21 protein-coding genes and 2 tRNA genes are annotated in these 22,490 nt (G+C 47.5%); 18 read left to right on the forward strand and 5 right to left on the reverse strand.

Annotated elements, in window-relative coordinates:
- The 5 genes from Q0882_RS15795 (at nucleotide 1) to Q0882_RS15815 (ending at nucleotide 5,232) form a co-directional block, all read left to right on the forward strand.
- Nucleotides 1-77: transfer RNA gene (locus Q0882_RS15795), tRNA-Arg, on the forward strand.
- Between the two features lie 74 nt (nucleotides 78-151).
- The gene (gene thiI / locus Q0882_RS15800) at nucleotides 152-1,615 is read left to right on the forward strand and encodes a tRNA uracil 4-sulfurtransferase ThiI (protein WP_299183680.1); all 1,464 of its coding nucleotides are present in this window, start codon (nucleotides 152-154) and stop codon (nucleotides 1,613-1,615) included.
- 227 nt (nucleotides 1,616-1,842) lie between these two features.
- Complete coding sequence (locus tag Q0882_RS15805; protein WP_299183683.1) at nucleotides 1,843-2,082, forward strand: OadG family transporter subunit; 240 nt, start codon at nucleotides 1,843-1,845, stop codon at nucleotides 2,080-2,082.
- Nucleotides 2,083-2,137: 55 nt separating this feature from the next.
- Nucleotides 2,138-3,919: a sodium-extruding oxaloacetate decarboxylase subunit alpha gene (gene oadA, locus Q0882_RS15810; RefSeq protein WP_299183686.1), complete on the forward strand. Its 1,782-nt coding sequence runs from the start codon at nucleotides 2,138-2,140 to the stop codon at nucleotides 3,917-3,919.
- A gap of 11 nt (nucleotides 3,920-3,930) precedes the next feature.
- A complete protein-coding gene (locus tag Q0882_RS15815) occupies nucleotides 3,931-5,232 on the forward strand; it encodes a sodium ion-translocating decarboxylase subunit beta (RefSeq protein WP_299183689.1) in 1,302 nt (433 codons plus the stop codon).
- 110 nt (nucleotides 5,233-5,342) lie between these two features.
- Here the strand turns inward: Q0882_RS15815 and Q0882_RS15820 are convergent, their stop codons facing one another.
- Entirely contained in the window at nucleotides 5,343-6,266 is a 924-nt protein-coding gene (locus tag Q0882_RS15820; protein WP_299183692.1) for a histone deacetylase family protein, read from the reverse strand.
- 291 nt (nucleotides 6,267-6,557) lie between these two features.
- Here Q0882_RS15820 and Q0882_RS15825 point away from each other — a divergent pair, with 291 nt between their 5' ends.
- Complete coding sequence (locus Q0882_RS15825) at nucleotides 6,558-8,162, forward strand: tetratricopeptide repeat protein (RefSeq protein WP_299183694.1); 1,605 nt, start codon at nucleotides 6,558-6,560, stop codon at nucleotides 8,160-8,162.
- Between the two features lie 12 nt (nucleotides 8,163-8,174).
- Here Q0882_RS15825 and Q0882_RS15830 read toward each other — a convergent pair.
- The 4 genes from Q0882_RS15830 to flgA form a co-directional block, all read right to left on the reverse strand.
- A tRNA-Arg gene (locus Q0882_RS15830) sits at nucleotides 8,175-8,251 on the reverse strand.
- A 75-nt stretch (nucleotides 8,252-8,326) separates the two neighbouring features.
- On the reverse strand, nucleotides 8,327-8,806 hold the full coding sequence (locus Q0882_RS15835) for a flagella synthesis protein FlgN (RefSeq protein ID WP_299183696.1): 480 nt from the start codon (nucleotides 8,804-8,806) through the stop codon (nucleotides 8,327-8,329).
- A 7-nt stretch (nucleotides 8,807-8,813) separates the two neighbouring features.
- Nucleotides 8,814-9,128 (reverse strand): flagellar biosynthesis anti-sigma factor FlgM, encoded by a 315-nt coding sequence (gene flgM, locus Q0882_RS15840; protein ID WP_299183699.1) that lies wholly within the window; start codon nucleotides 9,126-9,128, stop codon nucleotides 8,814-8,816.
- Nucleotides 9,129-9,252: 124 nt separating this feature from the next.
- Nucleotides 9,253-9,864 (reverse strand): flagellar basal body P-ring formation chaperone FlgA, encoded by a 612-nt coding sequence (gene flgA, locus Q0882_RS15845; protein ID WP_299183702.1) that lies wholly within the window; start codon nucleotides 9,862-9,864, stop codon nucleotides 9,253-9,255.
- Nucleotides 9,865-10,023: 159 nt separating this feature from the next.
- On the opposite strand from flgA, the gene Q0882_RS15850 reads away from it, so the two are divergent.
- The 12 genes from Q0882_RS15850 (at nucleotide 10,024) to flgK (ending at nucleotide 22,486) form a co-directional block, all read left to right on the forward strand.
- Nucleotides 10,024-10,962, forward strand: a complete 939-nt coding sequence (locus Q0882_RS15850; protein WP_299183705.1) for a chemotaxis protein CheV — start codon at nucleotides 10,024-10,026, stop codon at nucleotides 10,960-10,962.
- A gap of 20 nt (nucleotides 10,963-10,982) precedes the next feature.
- Nucleotides 10,983-11,834, forward strand: coding sequence for a protein-glutamate O-methyltransferase CheR (locus Q0882_RS15855; protein ID WP_299183708.1), 852 nt, complete (start codon nucleotides 10,983-10,985; stop codon nucleotides 11,832-11,834).
- Nucleotides 11,835-12,075: 241 nt separating this feature from the next.
- Nucleotides 12,076-12,471, forward strand: coding sequence for a flagellar basal body rod protein FlgB (gene flgB / locus Q0882_RS15860; protein WP_299183710.1), 396 nt, complete (start codon nucleotides 12,076-12,078; stop codon nucleotides 12,469-12,471).
- Nucleotides 12,472-12,473: 2 nt separating this feature from the next.
- Complete coding sequence (gene flgC, locus Q0882_RS15865; RefSeq protein WP_299183722.1) at nucleotides 12,474-12,911, forward strand: flagellar basal body rod protein FlgC; 438 nt, start codon at nucleotides 12,474-12,476, stop codon at nucleotides 12,909-12,911.
- A 23-nt stretch (nucleotides 12,912-12,934) separates the two neighbouring features.
- Nucleotides 12,935-13,633, forward strand: coding sequence for a flagellar hook capping FlgD N-terminal domain-containing protein (locus Q0882_RS15870; protein ID WP_299183725.1), 699 nt, complete (start codon nucleotides 12,935-12,937; stop codon nucleotides 13,631-13,633).
- A gap of 10 nt (nucleotides 13,634-13,643) precedes the next feature.
- Nucleotides 13,644-15,617 (forward strand): flagellar hook protein FlgE, encoded by a 1,974-nt coding sequence (locus tag Q0882_RS15875; protein ID WP_299183728.1) that lies wholly within the window; start codon nucleotides 13,644-13,646, stop codon nucleotides 15,615-15,617.
- Nucleotides 15,618-15,751: 134 nt separating this feature from the next.
- A complete protein-coding gene (locus tag Q0882_RS15880) occupies nucleotides 15,752-16,495 on the forward strand; it encodes a flagellar basal body rod protein FlgF (protein ID WP_299183731.1) in 744 nt (247 codons plus the stop codon).
- A gap of 21 nt (nucleotides 16,496-16,516) precedes the next feature.
- Nucleotides 16,517-17,302 (forward strand): flagellar basal-body rod protein FlgG, encoded by a 786-nt coding sequence (gene flgG / locus Q0882_RS15885; RefSeq protein ID WP_299183733.1) that lies wholly within the window; start codon nucleotides 16,517-16,519, stop codon nucleotides 17,300-17,302.
- A gap of 23 nt (nucleotides 17,303-17,325) precedes the next feature.
- Complete coding sequence (gene flgH, locus Q0882_RS15890) at nucleotides 17,326-18,003, forward strand: flagellar basal body L-ring protein FlgH (RefSeq protein ID WP_299183735.1); 678 nt, start codon at nucleotides 17,326-17,328, stop codon at nucleotides 18,001-18,003.
- Between the two features lie 10 nt (nucleotides 18,004-18,013).
- Nucleotides 18,014-19,102, forward strand: coding sequence for a flagellar basal body P-ring protein FlgI (locus Q0882_RS15895; protein WP_299183738.1), 1,089 nt, complete (start codon nucleotides 18,014-18,016; stop codon nucleotides 19,100-19,102).
- Nucleotides 19,102-20,145 carry a flagellar assembly peptidoglycan hydrolase FlgJ gene (flgJ, locus tag Q0882_RS15900; RefSeq protein WP_299183741.1) on the forward strand — a complete coding sequence of 348 codons (1,044 nt, stop codon included), beginning with the start codon at nucleotides 19,102-19,104 and terminating at the stop codon, nucleotides 20,143-20,145. The genes Q0882_RS15895 and flgJ overlap by 1 nt, the downstream gene beginning before the upstream one ends.
- Nucleotides 20,146-20,227: 82 nt before the next feature.
- Nucleotides 20,228-22,486: a flagellar hook-associated protein FlgK gene (gene flgK / locus Q0882_RS15905; protein ID WP_299183743.1), complete on the forward strand. Its 2,259-nt coding sequence runs from the start codon at nucleotides 20,228-20,230 to the stop codon at nucleotides 22,484-22,486.
- The last annotated feature ends 4 nt before the right edge of the window (nucleotides 22,487-22,490 follow it).

Genomic DNA, 22,490 nt, shown 5'->3' on the forward strand with positions numbered 1-22,490 from the left:
GCGCCCGTAGCTCAGCTGGATAGAGTACCTGGCTACGAACCAGGCGGTCAGAGGTTCGAATCCTCTCGGGCGCGCCATCTGCACTATATATAACACCCCTCCTCGTTTTATAATTGCTATCCAATCCCATTGCCTGTTTGAGCTCAATACTATGAAGTTCTCTATCCGTTTGTTTCCCGAAATTACTATCAAAAGCCGTCCTGTTCGAAAGCGCCTGATTCAGCGCTTGCAGAGTAATTTGCAAAATATGCTGCGCAGAATCGATGAAAGGATACGAGTGCGCGGTCAGTGGGATAAGCTTGATGTTGAATGTGATCAGCTCGAGCCGGAATTGGTAGAAAAGGTTGTTGATCAGCTCTCTAGAACACCGGGTATTCACAGTTTTATTGAAGTGACCGAATACCCATTAGGTGATTTTCATGATGTATATGAAAAGGCCTATGCGATCTATGCCCCGCAGTTGAAGGGCAAAACGTTTAAAGTGCGTGTGAAGCGTTCAGGAAAGCATGACTTCAGATCGGTTGATGTGGAGCGCTATGTGGGCGGCGGTCTAAACCAGCATGCTGATTCAGCGGGTGTTGATGTTCATAAACCGGACGTATATGTCGATCTTGAAATCCGCAATGACAAACTTCATGTGGTAACAAACCTATATAAAGGGTTGGGTGGTTTCCCGCTGGGTACTCAGGAGGCAACACTATCGTTGATTTCCGGCGGCTTTGATTCCATCGTTGCCAGCTATATGTCGATGCGTCGTGGTTGTAAAACGCACTTCCTGTTTTTTAATCTGGGTGGTCATGCTCATGAGATTGGCGTAAAACAGGTCGCTTTGTATCTGTGGCAACGTTACGGTTCATCCGCGAGAGTTAAATTTATCACGATTCCTTTTGATGAAGTGGTCGGAGAGATTCTGCAGTCTGTGCATCACTCTCATATGGGGGTGGTACTGAAGCGGATGATGATGCGTGCGGGCGAGAAAGTTGCGGACAAGATGAAAATTGATGCATTGGTTACTGGGGAGAGTATCGCTCAGGTGTCCAGTCAGACGCTTCCTAACTTAGCAATTATTGATGCGGCAACTGAGAAGCTGGTAGTGCGGCCATTAATTACGATGGATAAGCAGGATATTATCGATGTGACGCGAGAGATTGGTGCCTATGATTTCGCGAAAAATATGCCAGAGTATTGCGGTGTTATCTCGGATCGGCCAACAACCTGTGCCAAGAAAGAGCGAGTCAGCGAAGAGGAAGCTGAGTTTGATTTTGATGTCTTGGAGAGAGCCTTAGAAAGGCGTCAGGTTATTAGTATTGATGAGATTGAAGAGGATGTGAATATCCATGCAGAGGTTGAAGCACTGACTAAAGTCGCGGATAACCAGATTGTGGTTGATATCAGGGCTCCTCATGAGCAGGAGAAAAAACCTCTCAACATTCCTGGATGTGAAATACAGCTGATCCCATTCTTCTCATTGTCTGCAGCTGCAGATGAATTCTCCGAGGAGAAAGAGTACTTACTTTACTGTGAAAAAGGGGTAATGAGTCAGATGCATGCTCATCAGATGCAGGAAAGGGGCTTCTCTAATGTGAAGGTCTACCGCCCCGGTAAAAGTGAATAAATTAATGAATCACCTGAATGGATCGAAAGTTGCAGTGTTTTTTGGTTCATTCTCCTTCTTTGATCGAATTTTCACCTCAATTTATTGCCTGAAATGGACTTTTCGGGTTTAATTGTGGTCCATTTGCAACTAGTACATCCGCCAATTAAGTTCTGCTTACAAGCAGTTGGGCCAAAAGCTACTTAAAATGGCGAATGGGTTTCGATAAGTACAGGAGCACCCATTAGATGGATAATCTGTTATCAGAAGGCCTTGAATTAATGGTCTTTGGTATGGGCTTCGTTGTTGTCTTTCTAACTTTGTTGGTTTTCGCTACGTCAGGAATGTCCAAAGTTGTAGACAAGTTCTTCCCTGAAGCACCACCGCAGCCTAAAGCAAAAAAAGCTGCGCCTGCAGCCGTTGCGGCTAACAACAATGATGAATTAGTGGCTGTTATGACAGCTGCGGTTCATAAATACCGTTCATAAAAAAGAACGGATCAATAACGAATAATCTGCATTAATCGACAGAAGGCCATTACCCATGACCGACGCAAAGAAACCACTTGGCATTACCGACGTAGTTCTGCGTGACGCACACCAGTCGCTGTTTGCTACTCGTATGCGAGTTGAAGACATGCTGCCGATCGCGGAAAAGCTGGATAAAGTAGGCTTTTGGTCCCTAGAAAGCTGGGGCGGCGCAACATTTGACTCATGTATTCGCTTTATCGGAGAAGATCCGTGGGAGCGCATTCGTCTGCTTAAGCAGGCAATGCCAAACACTAAACAGCAGATGCTACTACGCGGGCAAAACCTGCTAGGCTATCGCCACTACGCTGATGATGTAGTGAATAGATTTGTAGAACGTGCTGCAACAAACGGCGTTGATGTATTCCGTATCTTTGATGCGATGAATGACCCTCGTAACCTGGAAACAGCTATCAAGGCTGTTAAAGCTACAGGTAAGCACGCTCAAGGCACCATCTCTTTTACTAAGAGCCCTGTTCATACCATCGATATGTGGGTTGAATACGCTAAGACTCTTGAAGATAAAGGTGCTGATTCTATCGCGATTAAGGATATGTCCGGTATCCTGACGCCGTATGATGCATTTGATCTGGTTTCACGTCTAAAAGCTCAAACTGATCTGGAAGTACAGTTGCACGCTCATGCAACTTCGGGTCTGTCTGATATGACAATTCTTAAGTCTGTAGAAGCGGGTATTGATCGTGTCGATACTGCGATCTCATCTATGTCCATGACTTACGGTCATACAGCGACTGAATCCGTAGTAGCTGCTTTGCAGGGTACTGACCGTGATACAGGTCTGGATCTGCTTCAGCTGGAAGAAATTGCTGCTTACTTCCGTGATGTTCGTAAGAAGTACGCTAAATTTGAAGGTTCTTTGCGCGGTACCGACTCACGTATCCTGGTAGCTCAAGTACCTGGTGGCATGTTGACCAACATGGAAAGCCAGCTGAAAGAGCAGGGTGCTGCGGATAAATTTGATGAAGTACTGGCCGAAATCCCGCGTGTACGTGAAGATTTGGGGCATATCCCGCTAGTAACACCGACTTCACAGATCGTTGGAACTCAGGCTGTAATCAACGTCCTGATGGGCGAGCGTTACAAAACAATCTCTAAAGAAGTTCAGGGGATCCTGAAAGGTGAGTATGGTGCAGCTCCAGCGCCATATAATGCTGATCTTCAGGCTCGTGTCTTGGATGGCGGTGAAGCACTTACATGCCGTCCAGCGGATCAGCTTGAACCAGAAATGGATAAGTTGGTAGAAGAACTTAAAGGCCTTGCAGCTGAGAAAGGTATTGAACTGACGACAGGTGAGAACGAAATTGATGATGTTCTGACCTATGCTCTGTTCCCTCAGATCGGTCTTAAATTCCTAGAAAATCGTAACAACCCTGATGCATTTGAACCTGCACCTACATTAGAGGACGCACAAGCAATGGCTGCACCGAAGAATACAGGTCCACAGACTTACACTATTACTGTTAACGGCCAGAACTACGTTGTTCAAGTTACTGAAGGCGGAGATATCTCTGCTGTCGCTCCTGCAGCGGCTCCAGCTGCAGCTCCTGCGGCACCTGCTGGGGATGCTGAAGCTGTTGCAGCGCCATTGGCGGGTAATATCTGGAAAGTACAGGTTGCTGCTGGTCAGGCTGTGCAGGAAGGTGATGTGCTCGTAATACTGGAAGCGATGAAGATGGAAACTGAAGTACGTGCGGCGCGTGCGGGTACAGTTTCTACCGTCGATGTTAAGGAAGGTGACGCTGTACAGGTTGGCGACACTCTGCTGACTCTGGCTTAAGGTACTGTTTGATGGATAAGTTAATCGAACTGTTTCTTGCCTCTGGTGCGTATAACATCTCTGGCGGTCAGGTCGTAATGATTTTGGTGGGCCTGTTACTTCTGTTTCTGGCCATCAAAAAGAATTTCGAACCTTTACTGCTGGTGCCGATTGGTTTCGGTGGCATCATGGCAAATATTCCGGAAGCTGGTCTTGCATATACAGCGGTAGAAAATGCCGTGCATTTCGCTGTGCCGGAAGTTCTGAATGGATTGGCGGCTGCGCTGAATATTACCAGCACAGACCCACATGACATTCTACATGCCTACCACAGCTCTTCTGCTGCTGAGCATCAGGCCGCAATTAATGTGGCGCTCGACGGTGGTTATGCCAACGGTATGCTGTACAACTTCTATAGCGTTGCAATTGGCTCTACAGCTGCTCCTCTGTTGATCTTCATGGGTGTAGGCGCGATGACCGACTTCGGTCCTCTGCTTGCTAACCCGCGTACCCTATTCCTGGGCGCTGCGGCTCAGTTCGGTATCTTTGCTACCGTACTTGGTGCAGTAACTATGTCTTCTATGGGTATCATGGACTTCAATATTCAGGAAGCGGCGGCAATCGGTATCATTGGTGGTGCTGATGGTCCAACTGCTATTTACGTAACCAGTCTTCTGGCTCCGCATCTGCTGGGTGCTATTGCGGTCGCAGCATATTCTTATATGGCGCTTGTGCCTTTGATTCAGCCGCCAATCATGCGTGCGCTGACTACAGATGCTGAACGCAAAATTAAGATGAGTCAGCTACGTCACGTAAGTAAGCTGGAAAAGATCATGTTCCCGATTGTACTGCTGATTTTGGTAGCGCTGCTGCTGCCAGATGCGGCTCCACTTCTGGGTATGTTCTGCTTCGGTAACCTGATGCGTGAGTGTGGTGTGGTAGATCGTCTGAGCGATACTGCGCAGAATGCTCTGATCAATATCGTGACTATCTTCCTGGGTCTGTCGGTAGGTTCCAAGTTATCTGCAGATAAGTTCCTGGATCTACAGACTCTGGGTATTATGTCTCTGGGTATCGTTGCGTTCTGTATCGGTACGGCTGCAGGTGTCCTGATGGCTAAGCTGATGAACAAGATGATGGGTGGTAATGCCATTAACCCTCTAATCGGTTCAGCAGGCGTATCGGCGGTGCCAATGGCTGCGCGTGTATCTAACAAGATCGGTCTGGAGTATAACTCTCAGAACTTCCTGTTGATGCATGCGATGGGTCCAAACGTAGCGGGTGTAATCGGTTCTGCGATTGCCGCTGGCGTAATGATCAAGTTCGTAAGCTGAGTAACACTCTGTATAGTAAAAAGGCTGCCAATTGGCAGCCTTTGTTGTTACTTATTTCTTCCGGTAGTTCTTCCGGTAGTAGCGGTATCTAAAAGCTATGGAAGAATTTTCTAATGTCCTGCAAGTACTTCTAAATGTGCCTGTACACTGAATGCAAGCGATACAGGGTTATAGCCGCCTTCTAGAACTGACACAAGTCGGTTCTGACTATAGGTTCTAGCGGAATCCATTAGCATCTGAGTAACCCAGCGGTAATCCTCTTCATTCAGTTTGATATCTGCCATTGGGTCTTCATGGTGGGCATCAAAACCGGCAGAAATCAGAATCATATCCGGTTTGTGTGCCTGAATGGCAGGTAGCCACTTTCCTTCAACAAGAGATCTGAACACCATACCGTCGCTGTGTGCATCCATAGGGCAGTTGATGATGTTATCCCTTTGAATATCGCTATAACGTTCTGGGTAAAATGGGTGTTGAAATGTAGAGCAAACCAATACTTCAGGTCGATCTTTAAAGATATCAACAGTGCCATTACCGTGATGTACATCAAAATCAAAAATGGCAACACGCTCAATCCCTGGCTGCTGTAGGGCGTGCATGGCGGCTATAGCGACGTTATTATAGAAGCAGAATCCCATTGGGATATTATGCTCTGCGTGATGCCCTGGCGGACGGACCGCGCAAAATGCATTCTGTGATTTTCCTGCAATGACCCTATTAACAGCCATGACCGCTGATCCCGCTGCCAGGCTGGCGGCATGTAGAGAGTGAGGGCACAGAGCAGTATCATCGTCTGTATAGACAACGCCGTGTTCCGGTAACTTCATCTCAAGCCGCTTTTGATGCAGGTGGGCATGCGCAAGTTGAATCTGTTCGGGGAGAATGTGAACTGATTCCAGCTGCTCCATCTCTTGAATTAAACCGGTTTTTTCTAAAACCTTTTTAATTGCTAGAAGTCTGACAGGGCTTTCTGGATGTTCCGGCCCCATATTGTGAAGGCCACAATCATCGTGCGTAATAAATGCAGTAGTCATAGGTATCTGTTTTTATGGGTTTTTGTTTAGTGTAACTGAAACCTGACAGGCATGATCTCATCATATTGTCTCAATACTTTAGCGTACGCCTGTGCAGATCGTTTTTTCTTGATCTGCGTCATTAGTGTTTGCGGCTTCTGAGGATAGGATGTTTCTACAGCATAGAACTGTCTTGGCACCGTGTGTTTCACCCTACACTCGGTGCTTTTTTTTGTTTGCAGTAAATGCTTTTGTCATAGCTGTTACGCTTTTATACTAACGGGACAAGTCTTTCTGTTGGTGGATAGCTGAGTGGCGAAAGTGGATTATTCAGATAAGCAGGTGTTGCTGATTGAAAGCAGTGGCAACATGCGCTCAACTATCTTCTATATGTTACGAAGTCTTGGGGTGGTTAACCTTAAGGCCGTTACCATCAATGATCGTGTGATTACCGAGGTTTCGGAAAATAATTATGATGTGATTCTGCTAGGTCATAATGTCAGTGATAGTGTAACGGGCATCCAGATTCTAGAAGAGTGCCGCTATCGCGATTTCATAAAGCCCAGTGCGTGCTGGATCTTTATGACGAGTGATGCATCGCAAGAGATTGTTCTTCACGCGATTGATAGTCGCCCTGATGATCTGATCATGAAACCGTTTTCTGTCGATGAGCTTAAACACAGGCTAGACAGTATTCTTTACCGTAAATCTGTTTTCAAGCCAGTAGATGAGGCTTTGGAAATTGGTGACCTCCCTGCTGCAATCAATTTTTGTAAACGAAATTTTTCCACATATGATCCCGAATATGCAGAATCCCAACTGATTCTGGCCAAGCTATTGCTCCAATTCCAGAAGTTCGATGAATCAATCGGTGTAGCTGAGCAGATCTATTGGAACTCGCATGACAAGGAAGCAGGGTTGATCTGGGCAGAAGGTTTGGTGGCAAAGGGGAGCTACACTGCTGCACGAGATACTCTCATTGATCTGATAGAAGAGTACCCATTGTATATGGCTGCTTATGACCTTCTTGCGATAGTCTTTGAAAAGGAGGGGGATCTGGATAAGGCGCGCGATACAGCGGTCGAAGCAACTCAGAAATGTCCAATGGGGATTCCAAGGCAGATGGAGTTGGGTCGCTTGGCTACTCAGACGAAGCAACTTGATGTTGCAGGCGGGGCATATAAAAAATCTATAGTTTTAGGGCGTCACAGTTGCTACCGCTCACCGGAACCTTATCTGCGCTTTGCCAATGTTAAGCGCCTGGAGATGAATGGCGCGCTAGGCGGCGTGGCTAAAGAGCTGGAGGGGGAGTTTGAAAAAACACTGGCTCAGGCATTTCAGGCGTTTCCTAATGATAGAGTATTGCAAGTGAAGGCGTCGCTTTTAAAAAGCGAAATGTATCAGCAGCTTGGTGAAACCGATACAGCTAACCGTGCAACCCGGGAAGCGCAACTGATTAATTCTGAGCTTGATGCGCCGCTGGATCTTGATCGTGAGCTTCTGAGTGTGACTGGAGATGCTGTACCAATCCTGGAGCCTGAAGACTCCAGCGTCGAAGGCGCTTCAAGAGGGAAGAAAGTGGATCCTGAGATGAGTGGTAAGGTGAACCGTCTAGGTGTGAAGCATTACTTATCGGGTAAGATCCCTCAGGCGTTGAAATATTTTGGTTTAGCTACCGAGTATGATGCGAGTAATGCCAGTGCATTGCTCAACTTGGCGCAACTGTTTTTGGAATCTGCTCGCGACAGTGTTGATAAGCGCGAAGAGCGTTTGAAAATGGTAAGGCGTTATATGAAACTGTCTGAACGGCTCAGCTTGGATATCCATGAAAAATCTAAACAGAGTGAGCTGAAGCGTTATCTGGAACATGAAATAGATCAGTTGCCCCATGGAGGGTTGGGAAATTTACTAAGGTAAATGTCAATCTGATGGTGTCCCAGAGAGGATTCGAACCCCTGGCCTGTCCCTTAGGAGGGGACCGCTCTATCCAACTGAGCTACTGGGACACGGAAAATCCTCAGATTGGACGTGGATTCTAGCTTGAAAATTACTATGAGTCACTATCACTCAGCTTAATTCTCTTAGGCTTTGCCAATCCTGCTTTGGGCTTTATAGAGGCCTGAACTGCCTGTTTTGTTATAAAGCTGATCCTGCTTCTTGTGGCCGCGAACTATAGCTAATAGTTGGCTGACATTTTGTTGGTTGCGGTAGATCGCTTGTTCGTTACGTTTGTTTTTCTGCTGGAGCTCTTTTAATAGTTGTTTGATGCGTGTGTTGTGCTCTGCCAGTGTAGGTGCAGGTAGGGATTGATCTTCAGGGGTGGAGTAGTTCTCAGCTTCTATCTCATATCCATAGGACTTAAGCAGTTCAACGCGTTCAAGCGTGAAGTTGTGGAAGTTATTAAGCAGTCCCATCTTCTCTTGAGTCGTATCGCTAAGTAGCTCAAGGTCTTTGCTGCTGAGTGCATTTAGCTCAGTATCGTAGACTTCGCTCAAAGACTCTAAAAGCAAAATACCCTGCTGAAGCAGGGTATCAAGTTGATCTATCTGTTCCTGATTCATATCGAAATCACAGTTGGCTCTCAAAGTTTAGCATCTTGGATGCAACGCGTTCAGCGTTGATCTGGTAGTTGCCACTTTCTATTTCCTGCCTTAGCTGCTCGACGCGCTCACTGTCCACATCAGGTGTGTTAGCCAATTTTGTCTCAACGTTCTGCAGTGTCTGTGCTGCTGTGCTGAGTTTAACTGTATCACCCTTGCTGGACGGCGGTTGTGCAGATGTAGCAGAGCTGCCAGATTTGGCTGCGCTGTTCTGCTCTCCTGTACGAGCGCGGGCATTAGCTGTCTGGTTTGATGCCAGGTTGCCCGGGATGTCGTTAATCATTAGTCCGTCCTCAAACTTGTATCTGAACCAGCTTATCGGCTAATAAGGGCTGAACTTTAGGAAAAAATTGATTTATTTGGATGAATTATAGCAATTTAGGTGGGTATGATCCATTGAGGCGGTTTTAGGGCGCGCGTACCAGTCCAGATTCAATCACCGTTGCCTTAATGATATTGCCTGATCGATCGTTCATAACTTTTATCTGTTGCCCGATGGACCCGTTTTCAAGTGCAGTACCGGATGCACGAATAGTCACAGACTTACGTTTTGCCTCAATAATTACAGCATTTCCCTTAGACACCGCCAGGGGAGCTTTCAGCATCGACGCGGTAAGTACAGTGCCTGATGGGAGGCTTCTTTTGGTGATCCAGCCCAGAATGTCGGCAGACTGTTGAAAGTGGTTGGTACGGATATTGGTGAGTTCTACCTCTTGTGTGACGATATTCTGAGGAGTGAGAGCTGTTTTTTTCGGTAGACTGATTCGGCTGATAACAGCAGGGCCGTATTGTTTGATTTCTGAAACAATAAAAATCTGCCAGTTCGGGTTTTTGCAGCGTGCACGCAGAGTAATTCTGCTACCATTCCCTCTAGGTGTTTGAAATTCTAACGGAGAATGGCAATTTTTTAGTTTGATTTTTCGGCTGATCGGGTTAAGTTTGATCTCTGTACGTACAGACGGATGGGTATTTTTGTAATGTGCTTTCAGAAATGCAGCCGCCTCTTGCTCAAGACGCATTGTCTGGTCATTTGCCGAAAGGTGAAAAGGCACCAAAAGAAAAGTGGTTAGTAATAAAAGTCGTGTTAAATTATGCGTATTCACGTTGTGGTAACTAACATTGTGGTTATGTGTCGACGTTTAACCAGAAAAGAATTCATCTCACGGGATTGTTAGATCATGTCAGGTATCCTAGATAGTGTAAACCTGCGCACCCAAATGGTGGGGCAGAACAGACTCGAACTTTTACTGTTTGGTCTGGAATCAGAGCAGCAATATGGCATTAACGTTTTCAAAGTGCGTGAAGTGCTACAGTGCCCTGAATTGACCGAGGTTCCTCGGCAAACTTCTGCCATTAAGGGAATGGCTCATATTCGAGGCGAAACAATCCCTGTACTGGATCTTTCTGAAGCGGTGGGCCGTAATAAAGTGCCACACGAGCAGAGACAGGATTGTTTTCTCATTGTGGCGGAGTATAACCGTCGTACACTGGCTTTTCTGGTGCGGCAGGTTGATCGTATTCTCAATACCCAGTGGGACCAGATTATGGCGCCACCTACAGAGATCGGTGTGGAGAATTACCTGACTGCTATTTTTGAGCATGAAGGCAAATTGATCGAAATTCTGGATGTGGAACAGATACTTGCAGATCTTTACCCAATGCCGACTGAGGTGAGTAAGGATGTTGCAGATGATCAGGTGCGTGCGAAAGCACGTGAACACCAGATCTTAATTGTTGATGATTCTTCTGTGGCTAGAAACCAGATGCAGCGCAGCCTGGAAAATTTGGGTATCAAGGTAACGTCATGTAATAACGGACGCATGGCTTGGGATCTGCTTCAGGATATGGCCGGACGAGGCACTGATGTTACCAGTCATTTCCTGATGATCATCTCTGATATTGAGATGCCAGAAATGGACGGATATACCCTAACATCGATGATTCGTGAAGATGATCGTATGTCTGGGATGCATGTGGTATTACACACCTCCCTATCAGGTGGATTCAACGTTTCTATGGTGAAGAAAGTCGGCGCGGATGGATTTCTCGCAAAATTTAATCCTGATGATCTGGCGACCGCTGTGGTTCAGCGAATTCAGCAGGTCGAAAATAACTAAGCAGAGGTTTCTTACTCTCAATGAGTATTGCCGGGCGTTCAAGCTTTACCATCACAGATGCTGATTTCGAGTTGTTCAGTCGTTTTCTAGAAGATAATAGCGGTATATTACTGGCTAAGCATAAACAGTACTTAGTACAAAGTCGGTTAGGAAAAATTGTTCAGGAACAGGGATGCCCGGGTTTAAAAGAGCTGATCTCTAAATTGCAGAGTCCGGCATCGAAGCGTTTGAGAGAGCAAGTTATTGATGCAATGACGACCAATGAAACGCTTTGGTTTAGAGATGTTCATCCCTTCGATATTTTAAGAGACAGAATCCTGCCTGAGATGACCGGTGCAGGAGGGATGGGTTCCAGAGTCAGGATCTGGTCGGCCGCTTGTTCAACGGGGCAGGAACCCTACTCGATAAGTATAACCTTTGATGAATTCAAGAAAAAGAATCCGGGTAAACTATCGAGTGGCGAGATTATAGCAACTGATATATCGACCCAGGTTCTTGAGCAGGCACGTCGTGGTGAATATGAGATGTTGGCCATTGGGCGTGGTTTATCTCAGGAGCGCCTGACACAGCATTTCCGTGAAACCCCCAGTGGTAGTTGGGCGGTCAAGCCGGAGATAAAGTCAGGTGTTAGGTTTCAGAGTATTAATCTGCTTGGTCAGTATTCTGCTATGGGTAAGTTCGATGTAATTTTCTGCCGAAATGTTCTGATCTACTTCTCCAGTGAGAAGAAACTGGAAATATTAAGCAAAATGCATGGTGTTCTTAAGCCGGGTGGGTACCTGATCCTAGGGGCTTCCGAGTTTTTATCTGGCCTTTCAGATAAGTATAAAATGATACACTGCCGCCCTGGCATCATCTATCAGGCGATCTGATACTGATACCTAGGTCATCTTAAGAAACCGCTGATTTACATCAGCGGTTTTTTTTATGCTCCGCTTTCCGCTTTCCGCTTTCCGCTTTCCGCTTGCCGCATGTGGCAAGGGGCCGCCGTAATATTGCCGTTATCATGGCGTTATAATTGGTGATAATTTGTAATATATTGAAATATAAAGGTTTTAATTGTTTGGTACATGAATTGCATTTGTTTGAGCATCTTTGAGATGAGGCAAGGTTATGGCTATTAGTTTTGATGCAGCGCTGGGTATACATGAGGACGCACTTTTACATCGTGCTCGCCGGGCTGAAGTCTTAGCGAATAATATTGCTAACGCGGATACGCCTAACTTTAAAGCCAGAGATGTTGAATTTTCCCATGTGTTGGAAAATGCGACTAAGCTGCAGATTAAGCAGACCGCAACTGCTGCGCAGCATAAAACAGAGTTGTTAGAGCCTGATCTTGCTGCCGATATGATGTTTCGTATTCCAAACCAACCCTCTGTTGATGGCAATACGGTTGAACTGCAACAAGAGATGGCACGTTACACCGAAAACTCTCTGGACTATCAAGCTTCATTTCAATTTCTGAATAAAAAATTCACAGGCCTGAAAGCAGCGATAAAGGGTGAATAATCATGTCATTAAGTAATGTTTTCGGTATCGCTGGTTCAGCTATGAATGCTCAGACGATCCGTCTGAATACCACAGCGAGTAATTTGGCCAATGCGGAAAGTGTCAGCTCCAGTGTGGATGAAACCTATCGGGCACGTAAACCGGTTTTTGCCATACAGCCCGTAGATCCGTTAAAAGATCCTGAAAATGTATCGGGTCTGGCGTCGGGGCAGGGTGTGCAGGTGCTGGATATCGTGGAGAGTGATGCTGAGCTGAGGCAGGAGTACAACCCAGGTCATCCGATGGCTGACGAGCAGGGGTTTGTGTACTACCCAAATGTGAATGTGGTTGAAGAGATGGCGGATATGATCTCCGCGTCGCGCTCTTTCCAGATTAATACAGAGATTATGAATACTGCCAAACAGATGATGCAGCAAACCATCCGTCTTGGTCAGCAATAATTTAAGGTACGAGGCGAATAGCCATGAGTAACGTAAATGGCGTTAATCAAAACGTCTTTGATCAAATCAATAAGACGAATCAGTCTTCGAGTACGGCCAAGAGCCAGACAGAAGAAGACAGTGATATGTTTATGCGTCTGATGATTGCACAGCTACAGAATCAGGATCCGTCAAGCCCGGCAGATACCACCGATTTCATGCAGCAGATCGCAACCATGTCTCAGGTTGAGAGTATTAACAACCTCAATCAGACAGTGGCGCAAACTTCGCAGGCGATGCTTTCGAGTCAGGCCGCACTGCAGGCCTCTTCGATGGTTGGACGTTCCGTCTTTATTCCCGGTGATACCTCAGAGGTGGGTACAGCGATGAACCCCTTTGCGAAAGGTGCGTTTAATCTGGAAACCAGCGCTTCTGAGGTGAGAATCAAAGTTTATAACTCCAGTGGTTCTTTAGTAGACACCATGCAGCTAGGTGCCGTTACCCAGGGTGAGCATGAGTTTGCCTGGCAGATGCAGTTTGATGAAGAGGGCAATGCTGAGCACCCTGCAGGGGAGTACACCTTTGTGGTTGAGCGTTTTGATGACAATGAATACAAGGCAATTGATACCAATATGGCTTATCGGGTGAACAGCGTCACCTTGGGTGAAAATGGTATCGGCATGAAAGTAAATACAACTGCTGGCACGTACGATGTCAGTGAAGTGAAACAGATCGGCGTGTGAGGGTAGGACAATGTCAGGTTTTAATACAGCAGTTAACGGTCTGAAGGCAGCTACCACAGACCTGGATGTAACCGGTAACAATATTGCCAACGCGAGTACTGTGGGTTTCAAATCTTCACGTACAGAGTTTGGTGATATCTATGCTACCGCGGTTGTCGGTGCAGGCTCATCCAATGTGGCGGGTGCGGGTGTTACCGTGACAGATATCGCTCAGGATTTTCAGGCAGGTACCATCCAGTTCACCAACAATAACCTGGATCTGGCGATCAACGGCTCAGGTTTTTTCCAACTAGATGATGGCCAGGGTAGTACAACCTATACCCGTGCGGGCTCGTTTGAGCTGGATAAGAATGGCTTTGTTGTATCAAAGACGGGTAACTTCCTGCAGGGCTATGGTCTTGATGCAGAGGGTAACCGTTTGCCGATTGGTAACTTAGCGGTTACGCAAAAAGAGAGCCCACCTAAGGCAACCGAAGGAATTGATCTCTCTTTCAATATTGACTCTCGGGAAGACTCTTCAACCTTACTGCCTGACTATGATAAAGATGAGCCGGGTTCATTTACCTACAGTACGACGATGCGTACATTTGATAGTCTGGGTAATGAGCATACGATCAAGTTTAACATGGCCGAAGCGCGCCCCTATCAAGCTCAGCAGAATGTCACTGGCATTGAAACGGGAGATGACATTTCAGGGGTGGCGATCACTGCTACCGATACTGCGAATGTTATTAACGCGGCGAATGCAGGATTAGTTATAAGTGAAAAAACCACAGCACCAGCAGAAGTTGTGGACTTCTTTGCACGCATGACAGATCCACTCTCAGGTGATCCCAGAATTGAAAGCGTAATTGTTAATGGCGCTGGAGATTTGACTCTACGCTTTAAGGCAGAGTTTCCTGAACCTGACCTAGTTCAAATTACGGATGCAGGTGGTGTTAGTACCCTTGAGGTTGCTGAGGATGTTGTATCTGAAATTGCTGCAAATGAGACCTATAGCTTTGATATCAACGCGGCGGTTGCGCCGTTGGCAGATGATCTTGTATTAGAGATTGGGGGGATCTCATTACCAGCGATTCCTAGCGGCTCCGGAATTGATGATATAGGGGCAGCGGTAGCAGCAGCAGAAGCTAAGATAAAAGATGCTAACCCTACTGTTGAATCGGTTATCTATGACAATATCAACCAAAGTGTCGTCATTACTTATAAAGCAGAGGCGGGTGATATTCCCGATGGTGATGCGCTGCAAATAACTGAAACCTCTGCACCGGCAGTTAATCCATTCGCAGCACCAGAGATTAAAGATGGTGATAATTCCTATTTAGGGGTTTATCGCATGTATGCATATCTGAACGGTACTGAAACTCTGGATATCGGCAAGGCGTTAGATCCTGGTGAAGCGGGTACAGGTACGGAGCCAGGCCCCATTCTGATTAAGTTTAACCCGTCCAACGGTTTGCTTAGTGGGATTAATGGGCAGCAGTTCTCGGTTGGTGCCATTGTGCCTGGCATTACGATAACGGGCGCTGATCCAGCAGATTCAACTACAACTATCGATCTGGATATTTCTAATACCACTCAGTTTGCATCCGCTTCGATTGTGAAATCCTCTCAGCAGGATGGTTACACCAAAGGAGACCTGATCGGTGTGACTTTCAGTGGAACAGGTGAGATGGTTGCGAGCTTCTCCAACGGTCAGAACCAGAATCTGGGTGTTGTTGCGATTGCGACCTTTGAAAACCAATCAGGCCTATCCCCATCCGGTGATACCGAGTGGAGTGCAACCTTTGCTTCTGGTAATGCGATCCTCAACCCGCCAGGAACGGGGCTGAATGGTACCCTGCAGTCTGCTGCGCTGGAGCAATCTAACGTGGATCTTTCTGCCGAACTGGTAGCGCTGATAGAAGCGCAGCGTAACTTCCAGGCAAACTCAAAGACACTGGAAACGCTCAATACGGTAACGCAGAATATCCTGCAGATCTGATTCAGCCTCCCGATAAAAAAGCCGCATTTATGCGGCTTTTTTGTTTTTGGCACAACGATTGCTTTTATCGATATTAATAATGTTTTTTTCTTGAGATAAAAGTGCAGTGTTGCTGCCAAATCTAGGATTAAGAGATGGATAAGGTTCTGTATTTAGCGATGAGTGGAGCACGTGAAAATATGCTCGCGCAGCAGGCTCACGCGAACAACCTTGCGAATGCAAATACCACTGGTTTTAAGTCTGATCTGGCGCAAGCCCGCGCTATGCAGGTGTTCGGGGAGGGGCATGCGTCACGCGTATATGCACAAACTGAGCGCCCGGCAACCGACACATCCAGTGGGACATTGATCGAAACGGGTCGACAGCTTGATATAGCGATCGCCGGCGATGGCTGGATGTCGGTTATCCGTGCTGATGGAACTGAAGGGTATTCCCGTGCCGGTTCGCTGCAGATCAATGCCGCTAACCAGTTAGTTACGGGCAGTGGTTTGCCGGTAATGGGCAATGGCGGCATTCCTATCACGTTGCCGCCTTTCGAGCAGATCGAAATTGCAACCAACGGCATCATTACTCTGCGCCCCCTGGGTGAAGGTACAGCTGAATTGCTGGTAGCTGACCAGATTAAACTGGTTAATCCTGATCCTAAGACGCTGTTTAAAGGGCCTGATGGTCTGATGACCAGTGGGGATGCGGTACCGCTACAGGCCGATCAGAATGTCAGAATCCGTTCCGGCTTTCTGGAGTCCAGCAATGTCAACGCTGTAAGCGAGCTGACAGGGATCATCAGTTCATCCCGTCAGTTTGAGATGCAGGTCAAGATGATGAAAACCGCCGAGGAAAACTCCGAAGCGGCTACATCCATTTTGAAAATAGCTTAACGATCACCTGAGGATAGATAGATGCACGGTGCACTGAATGTAGCAAAAACAGGTATGACCGCTCAGGATACTAACCTGAAGGTGATTTCAAATAACCTGGCCAACGTTGCCACTGTTGGTTTTAAGAAAGATAACGTTGTCTTTGAAGATCTGATGTATCAGATCCGTCGCCAGCCCGGTGCGCAAACAGCGGAAGAAGCTCAGCTACCTTCCGGTTTGCAGGTGGGCTTAGGGGTTCGAACGGTCGGAACTCAGAAGATCTTTGCCACAGGAAATATGGAGATTACCGATGAGCCGTTTGATGTAGCTATCAATGGGCGTGGTTTTCTTCAGGTAACTCTGCCCAGTGGTGATCAGGCGTATACCCGAAATGGCCAGCTCCATCTGAACAGTGATAACCAGTTGGTGACCGCTGAGGGTTACCAGATTGAGCCAGCGATCACTCTGCCTGCTGATGTGGTGAATTTTTCCATCAGTACTGACGGTATTGTCCAGGTAACAACAGCGGGTAATGCTCAGGGAACAGAGATCGGCCAGCTTCAGCTGGCAGATTTTGTAAACCCTCAGGGTTTGCAGGCGTTAGGTCAGAACCTCTATCAGGAAACTGCTGCCAGTGGGGCTCCACTGGTCAGTACGCCAGGTGAGAATGGCACCGCAGTATTGATTCAGGGATCCCTGGAGGGGTCGAACGTTAATTCAGTTGAAGAGCTGGTGGATATGATCACCACGCAGCGTGCGTACGAGATGAACTCTAAAGTGATCTCTACCGCTGATGAGATGCTCTCCTTCGTGAGCCAGCAGCTGTAATTGACTGAACAGGGGACGCTGAGATGAAAACACTGATTTTAAGCCTTGTATCCGCCAGCCTGCTATTGAGCGGTTGTGTACAGAAACAGGTTAAACCGAACAACCCAGAGTATGCCCCTGTCAGACCGCAAGCGCTGATTCAGCCAAAACCGGTGAATGGCTCTATTTACAATGCTGCGACCAGCATCAATTTATACGGTGATGGTCGTGCACATCGTGTCGGTGACATCCTCACAATCACGCTTCAGGAAAGCACCAGTTCACAGAAAAGTGCTAAAACCGAAATTGATAAAGAGGGTTCTACCTCGCTACAGCAAGCAACCGCTTTCGGAGAGCCTGTGACCGCTTTCGGTAAGCCGGTGAGCTTCTCGCTGCCATCCAGTACAACAGAGTTTGATGGTGAGGGTAAATCCGATATGAGCAACAGTCTGACCGGTAATATCACGGTGACTGTGCATGATGTGCTACCCAATGGGACATTGCTGGTTAAAGGTGAGAAATGGCTCACTCTGAATCAGGGTGATGAATATATCCGTATCAGCGGGATGGTGAGGCCACAGGATATCAGTTCCGATAATACCGTGGTATCGACCAAACTGGCTGATGCACGTATCGCCTACAGTGGTACCGGTGCAGTGAACGATTCTAATGTGATGGGATGGATGTCCCGGTTCTTCATCGGCGCGATCTGGCCATTCTGAGGTAGATGATATGAAAGCTACATTAGTACTTATCTTTAGTTTGCTTTTCAGTCTGGCTGCTGAGGCGGGTCGTCTGAAAGATATGGTAAGCATCTCAGGCGTGCGCTCTAACCAGCTGGTGGGCTATGGCTTAGTGGTGGGTCTGGATGGCACCGGGGATAAAACGTCTTTTACCTCGCAAACATTCCGTAACATGCTGAATAATTTTGGCGTGGCTATCCCGCCTTCGATTAATCCTAAGTCGAAAAATATCGCTGCGGTGGCGATCCATGCTGAGCTCCCGGCGTTTGCAAAGCCTGGTCAGTCGATCGATATCACTGTGTCTGCAATCGGTGATGCTAAAAGCTTGCGCGGTGGTAGCTTGTTGATGTCCCCGATGAAGGGGGCTGACGGGCAGGTTTACGCACTGGCTCAGGGTAACCTGGTTGTGTCTGGTTTTGGTGTGCAGGGGGCCGATGGCTCGCGCTTATCACTGAATGTACCCAGCGTCGGTCGTATACCGAATGGGGCAACGGTCGAGCGATCTGTACCGAGTGGGTTCGCCCAGGGAGATAGTCTGGTACTTAACCTCCATCGTCCTGATTTCACAACATCACGTCGTGTAGCTGAGCAGATCAACCATCTATTGGGGCCCGGTATGGCGGCCTCTATGGATGCAACCTCTATCCGGGTAAGAGCTCCGCGTGATCCCAATCAGCGAGTTTCATTTCTGTCGGTTCTTGAGAATCTGAATGTGGAACCAGCGAGGAATGCCGCCAAGGTCGTGATCAACTCACGTACCGGTACCATCATCATTGGCCAGAATGTTCAGGTGACGCCGGTCGCGATTACTCACGGTGGCCTCACGGTTGCGATTGCGGAAGAGTTTGATGTAAATCAGCCGAATCCACTGGCTGAGGGAGAGACTGTAATCACCCCGCGTACCGGTATTCAGGTAGATGCAGGCTCCGGTCATATGTTTGAGTTTGCTCCGGGCACTAACCTGCAGGATATCGTTGAAGCGGTTAATCAGGTAGGCGCTGCGCCGGGTGACCTGATGGCTATTCTGGAAGCCTTGAAGCAGGCCGGTGCGCTAAAAGCAGAGTTGGTGGTGATCTGATGATTAAAACAGGTGCCGGTGGCGATAATTCACAGCTCTATTCTGATTTGGCAGAGCTGCAAAAACTGAAAGCTAAGGCGAAAACCAATAGTGATGAAGGGTTACGTCTGGCGGCACAGCAGTTTGAACAGCTGTTCCTGAATATGTTGCTGCGTTCAATGCGTGAGGCAAACGCGTCGTTTGGCGAAGATAACTTTATGAATAGCAGTCAGACAAAACTTTATCAGAGTATGTTTGATAACCAGATCGCTATGGAGATGGCTAATTCCAAAGGGATCGGCCTGACGGATGTGCTGGTACGCCAACTGGGTGGCAAGGTTGCAGAGAAAACTACACCGGAATTAAAAGCATTAGATCTGAACAGTCGTCAACTCAATCAGGCGTTTGATCAGGCTGCAGCTATCGCTGCTTCTGCGCTTCTTGCCAAGGCAGAGGGGCAGGAAAACCCACCTGGAGTGACTCTGACTGAGGAGCAGAAAAGTACGGTTAAAGAGGTGTTTCAACAGCAGCTTGATGCTGCGGCAAAAGCACCTCAGCAAACACTGCCGGATCGTTTTGAGTCACCCGAAGAGTTTGTCGAAAAACTGATGCCGTTAGCGCAAAAGGTTGCAGGTGAATTGGGTGTTGATCCCCGCGTGCTTCTAGCGCAATCAGCTCTTGAAACGGGGTGGGGGAAATTTATGGTTCGCTCTGTCGATGGTGGCAACAGTAATAATCTCTTCAATATCAAAGCGGATAGCCGCTGGAATGGAGAGAGTGCTCAGGTTTCTACGCTTGAGTTTCGTGAGGGTATCGCTCAGCGAGAGAAAGCTCATTTCAGGAGCTATAACAGCTATGAGGAGAGCTTCAGGGATTATGTCGATTTTTTGAAAAACAGTCCCAGATATCGCATGGCATTAGAGAGTGCGGGTGACCCTTACGACTACGTGAAGCAGCTTCAGGATGCTGGATATGCAACAGATCCTGAATATGCGGAAAAGATTAAAAATATATTTGAGGGTGAACTGCTAGCCAGTCGAAGCACCTCAACTAAAGAGGGATAGAGAGTAGCCGATAAGCTATATCTCAGCTCTCCTTAATTGATGCTTCAGTCATATAGCTAGAGATCCTCAAAGGAGTCAGATTATGTCAGGTTTTGGTTTACTATCACTGGGTTCACAGAGTCTTCTGGCCAACCAGACTGCGTTATCCATAACGGGTCAGAATATCAGTAATGTGAATACTGAGGGTTACACACGTCAGGCTCCTGTATTTCAGGCGCGTGCAGGTCAGGGTGGGGTCGCCGTTGATGATATAGACCGGATCGCTGATGCCTTTCTGAATCGTCAGATCTGGGCGGATAGTGCAACTTTCAGCAGTTACGATATCTTCGAAGATTTCGCCAATGAGCTGGACAATCTGATGGCTTCCGATGTGACCAGTATCTCGAAAGCGATGGATGATTACTTCGGAGCACTGCAAACAGCGGTAGATGATCCGGTCAGCTTGCCTAACCGGGAGCTGTTTATTGCGCAGGCTGAAGCGTTGGTTCAACGTTTTAATGACCTCGACGCCAATATTCGACGTCAAAGTGAGACCATCAATGGTCGCCTTGAAAGTAATGTTGCTGCCATCAACACCATAGCGATCAATATTGCTGAGCTGAATGACGATATCAGGATCGCTGAGGCTGCAGGAAACGTTTCAAGTGAACTGCTCGATCAGCGTGATGCCAAACTTGAAGAGCTGTCACAATATATCGGTTTCACCACGATTGAAGATGGCAACACCAGCGAAGTGAGTGTGTTTATCGGTAATGGTGAGCCTCTGGTTGTCGGCCAAAGCGCAAATACGTTATCTACGATTATCAGTCCAGCGGATCCCAGTCAGTTGAATATAGGTGTTCAGATCGGTAATACGGTTGGCGATATCACCAGTCAGCTCTCAGGAGGAAAGATCGGGGGGATGCTGGATTATCGTGATAATACCTTGAATGAATCGCTCGATGAACTGGGTCGTATCGCACTTGTGTTTGCTGAAACGATGAATGAGCAGCATCAGAAAGGGATGGATCTGGATGGGAATGCCGGTGGACTTCTGTTTACCGATATCAACAGCTCTCAGGCGACATACAACCGAGTTTTAGCCGAGCGAGATAATATTACCCAGGCGACTGGCAGCGTGGTGATTAACGATGTCACTAAAGTCGAAGCGACTGAGTATGAGTTGATTTTTAGTAATGACTCAAACTTCACCCTGATACGTGGTAATGATGAGGTACGTTGGACGCCTTTAGATCTGAACCAAAATGGTCCGGCACCGACCAGCGCAGCCGAAGTTGATGAGGATGGGGAGTTCTATCTGGATAATCTCTCCGGAGATCTTACGCTTCGAATTGATGGTGTGACGTTGACGCTGGATGGAAATGGGTCTTTTGTGACCGGGGATAAGTTTCTGATCCGGCCGACCCGGATGGCCGCAGCCGAGATTGATACGGTGATCAACCAGGCAAGTCAGCTTGCGTTGGCAGCGCCGCTTGCGGCTTCGGAAGATGCCAGTAATAAGGGGACCGGGGTTGTAACAGTTAGTATCACCGATCCAGAGTATGCAGAGCAGTCTGGTCTATCAGGCGAATTAACGCCGCCTTTAGATGTGAGCTTTTTAAGCCCGTTAGAGATCACCGCTGCAGGAGGGAATACTGGCACTGCGTCAAATGTTCAGGTTTCTGCGGCTTCAGGTATTACGTATCCGGTAACCATTACCGCGGTTGGGGGGGCGTTTAATGTTACGGATTCATCCGTACCGCCATCTACTGTTACGGGTGTTGGGGCGATCGGCGATGCTCAGTTAGATCTGACTGATGATTACGGCATTACGCTGGATATCAATGCGGTCGCGAATGGTGATGTTTTTACTGTTGATCATGACGGTTCAGAGAGCGTGGGGCTTTATCAATTTACCGATGCTGATGGCGATCGTCAGATCGGTCAGTATGTTTCCGGTCAATCGATCCAGCTTCAGGGGTATGAAGTCACCATCAGCAATTCACCTTCGTTGAACGATACGTTTGCAATCAACCTGAATATTGGAGGTGTATCTGATAACCGGAATGCTCTTTTAATGTCAGACCTGCAGTTTGCCAAGACGGTTGAAGGGGCATCTTATCAGGACAAATATGGGCAGTCAGTCGAGCGTGTAGGTACAGAAGCAGCGGTCGCTCAGGTGAACGCACAGGCGGGTAAAGCGGTGCTTGACTCGAATAAACAACAACGTTCCAGTATTGCGGGTGTCAATCTGGATGAAGAGGCAACAAAGCTGGTTCAGTACCAGCAGGCATATCAGGCATCTGCCCAGCTTATCCGGGCAGCACAAACGATCTTTGATAGCCTGTTGCAGAGTGTTTAAGGAG

Source organism: uncultured Neptuniibacter sp. (genome assembly GCF_947498015.1).
In the GTDB taxonomy this organism is placed as follows: domain Bacteria; phylum Pseudomonadota; class Gammaproteobacteria; order Pseudomonadales; family Balneatricaceae; genus Neptuniibacter.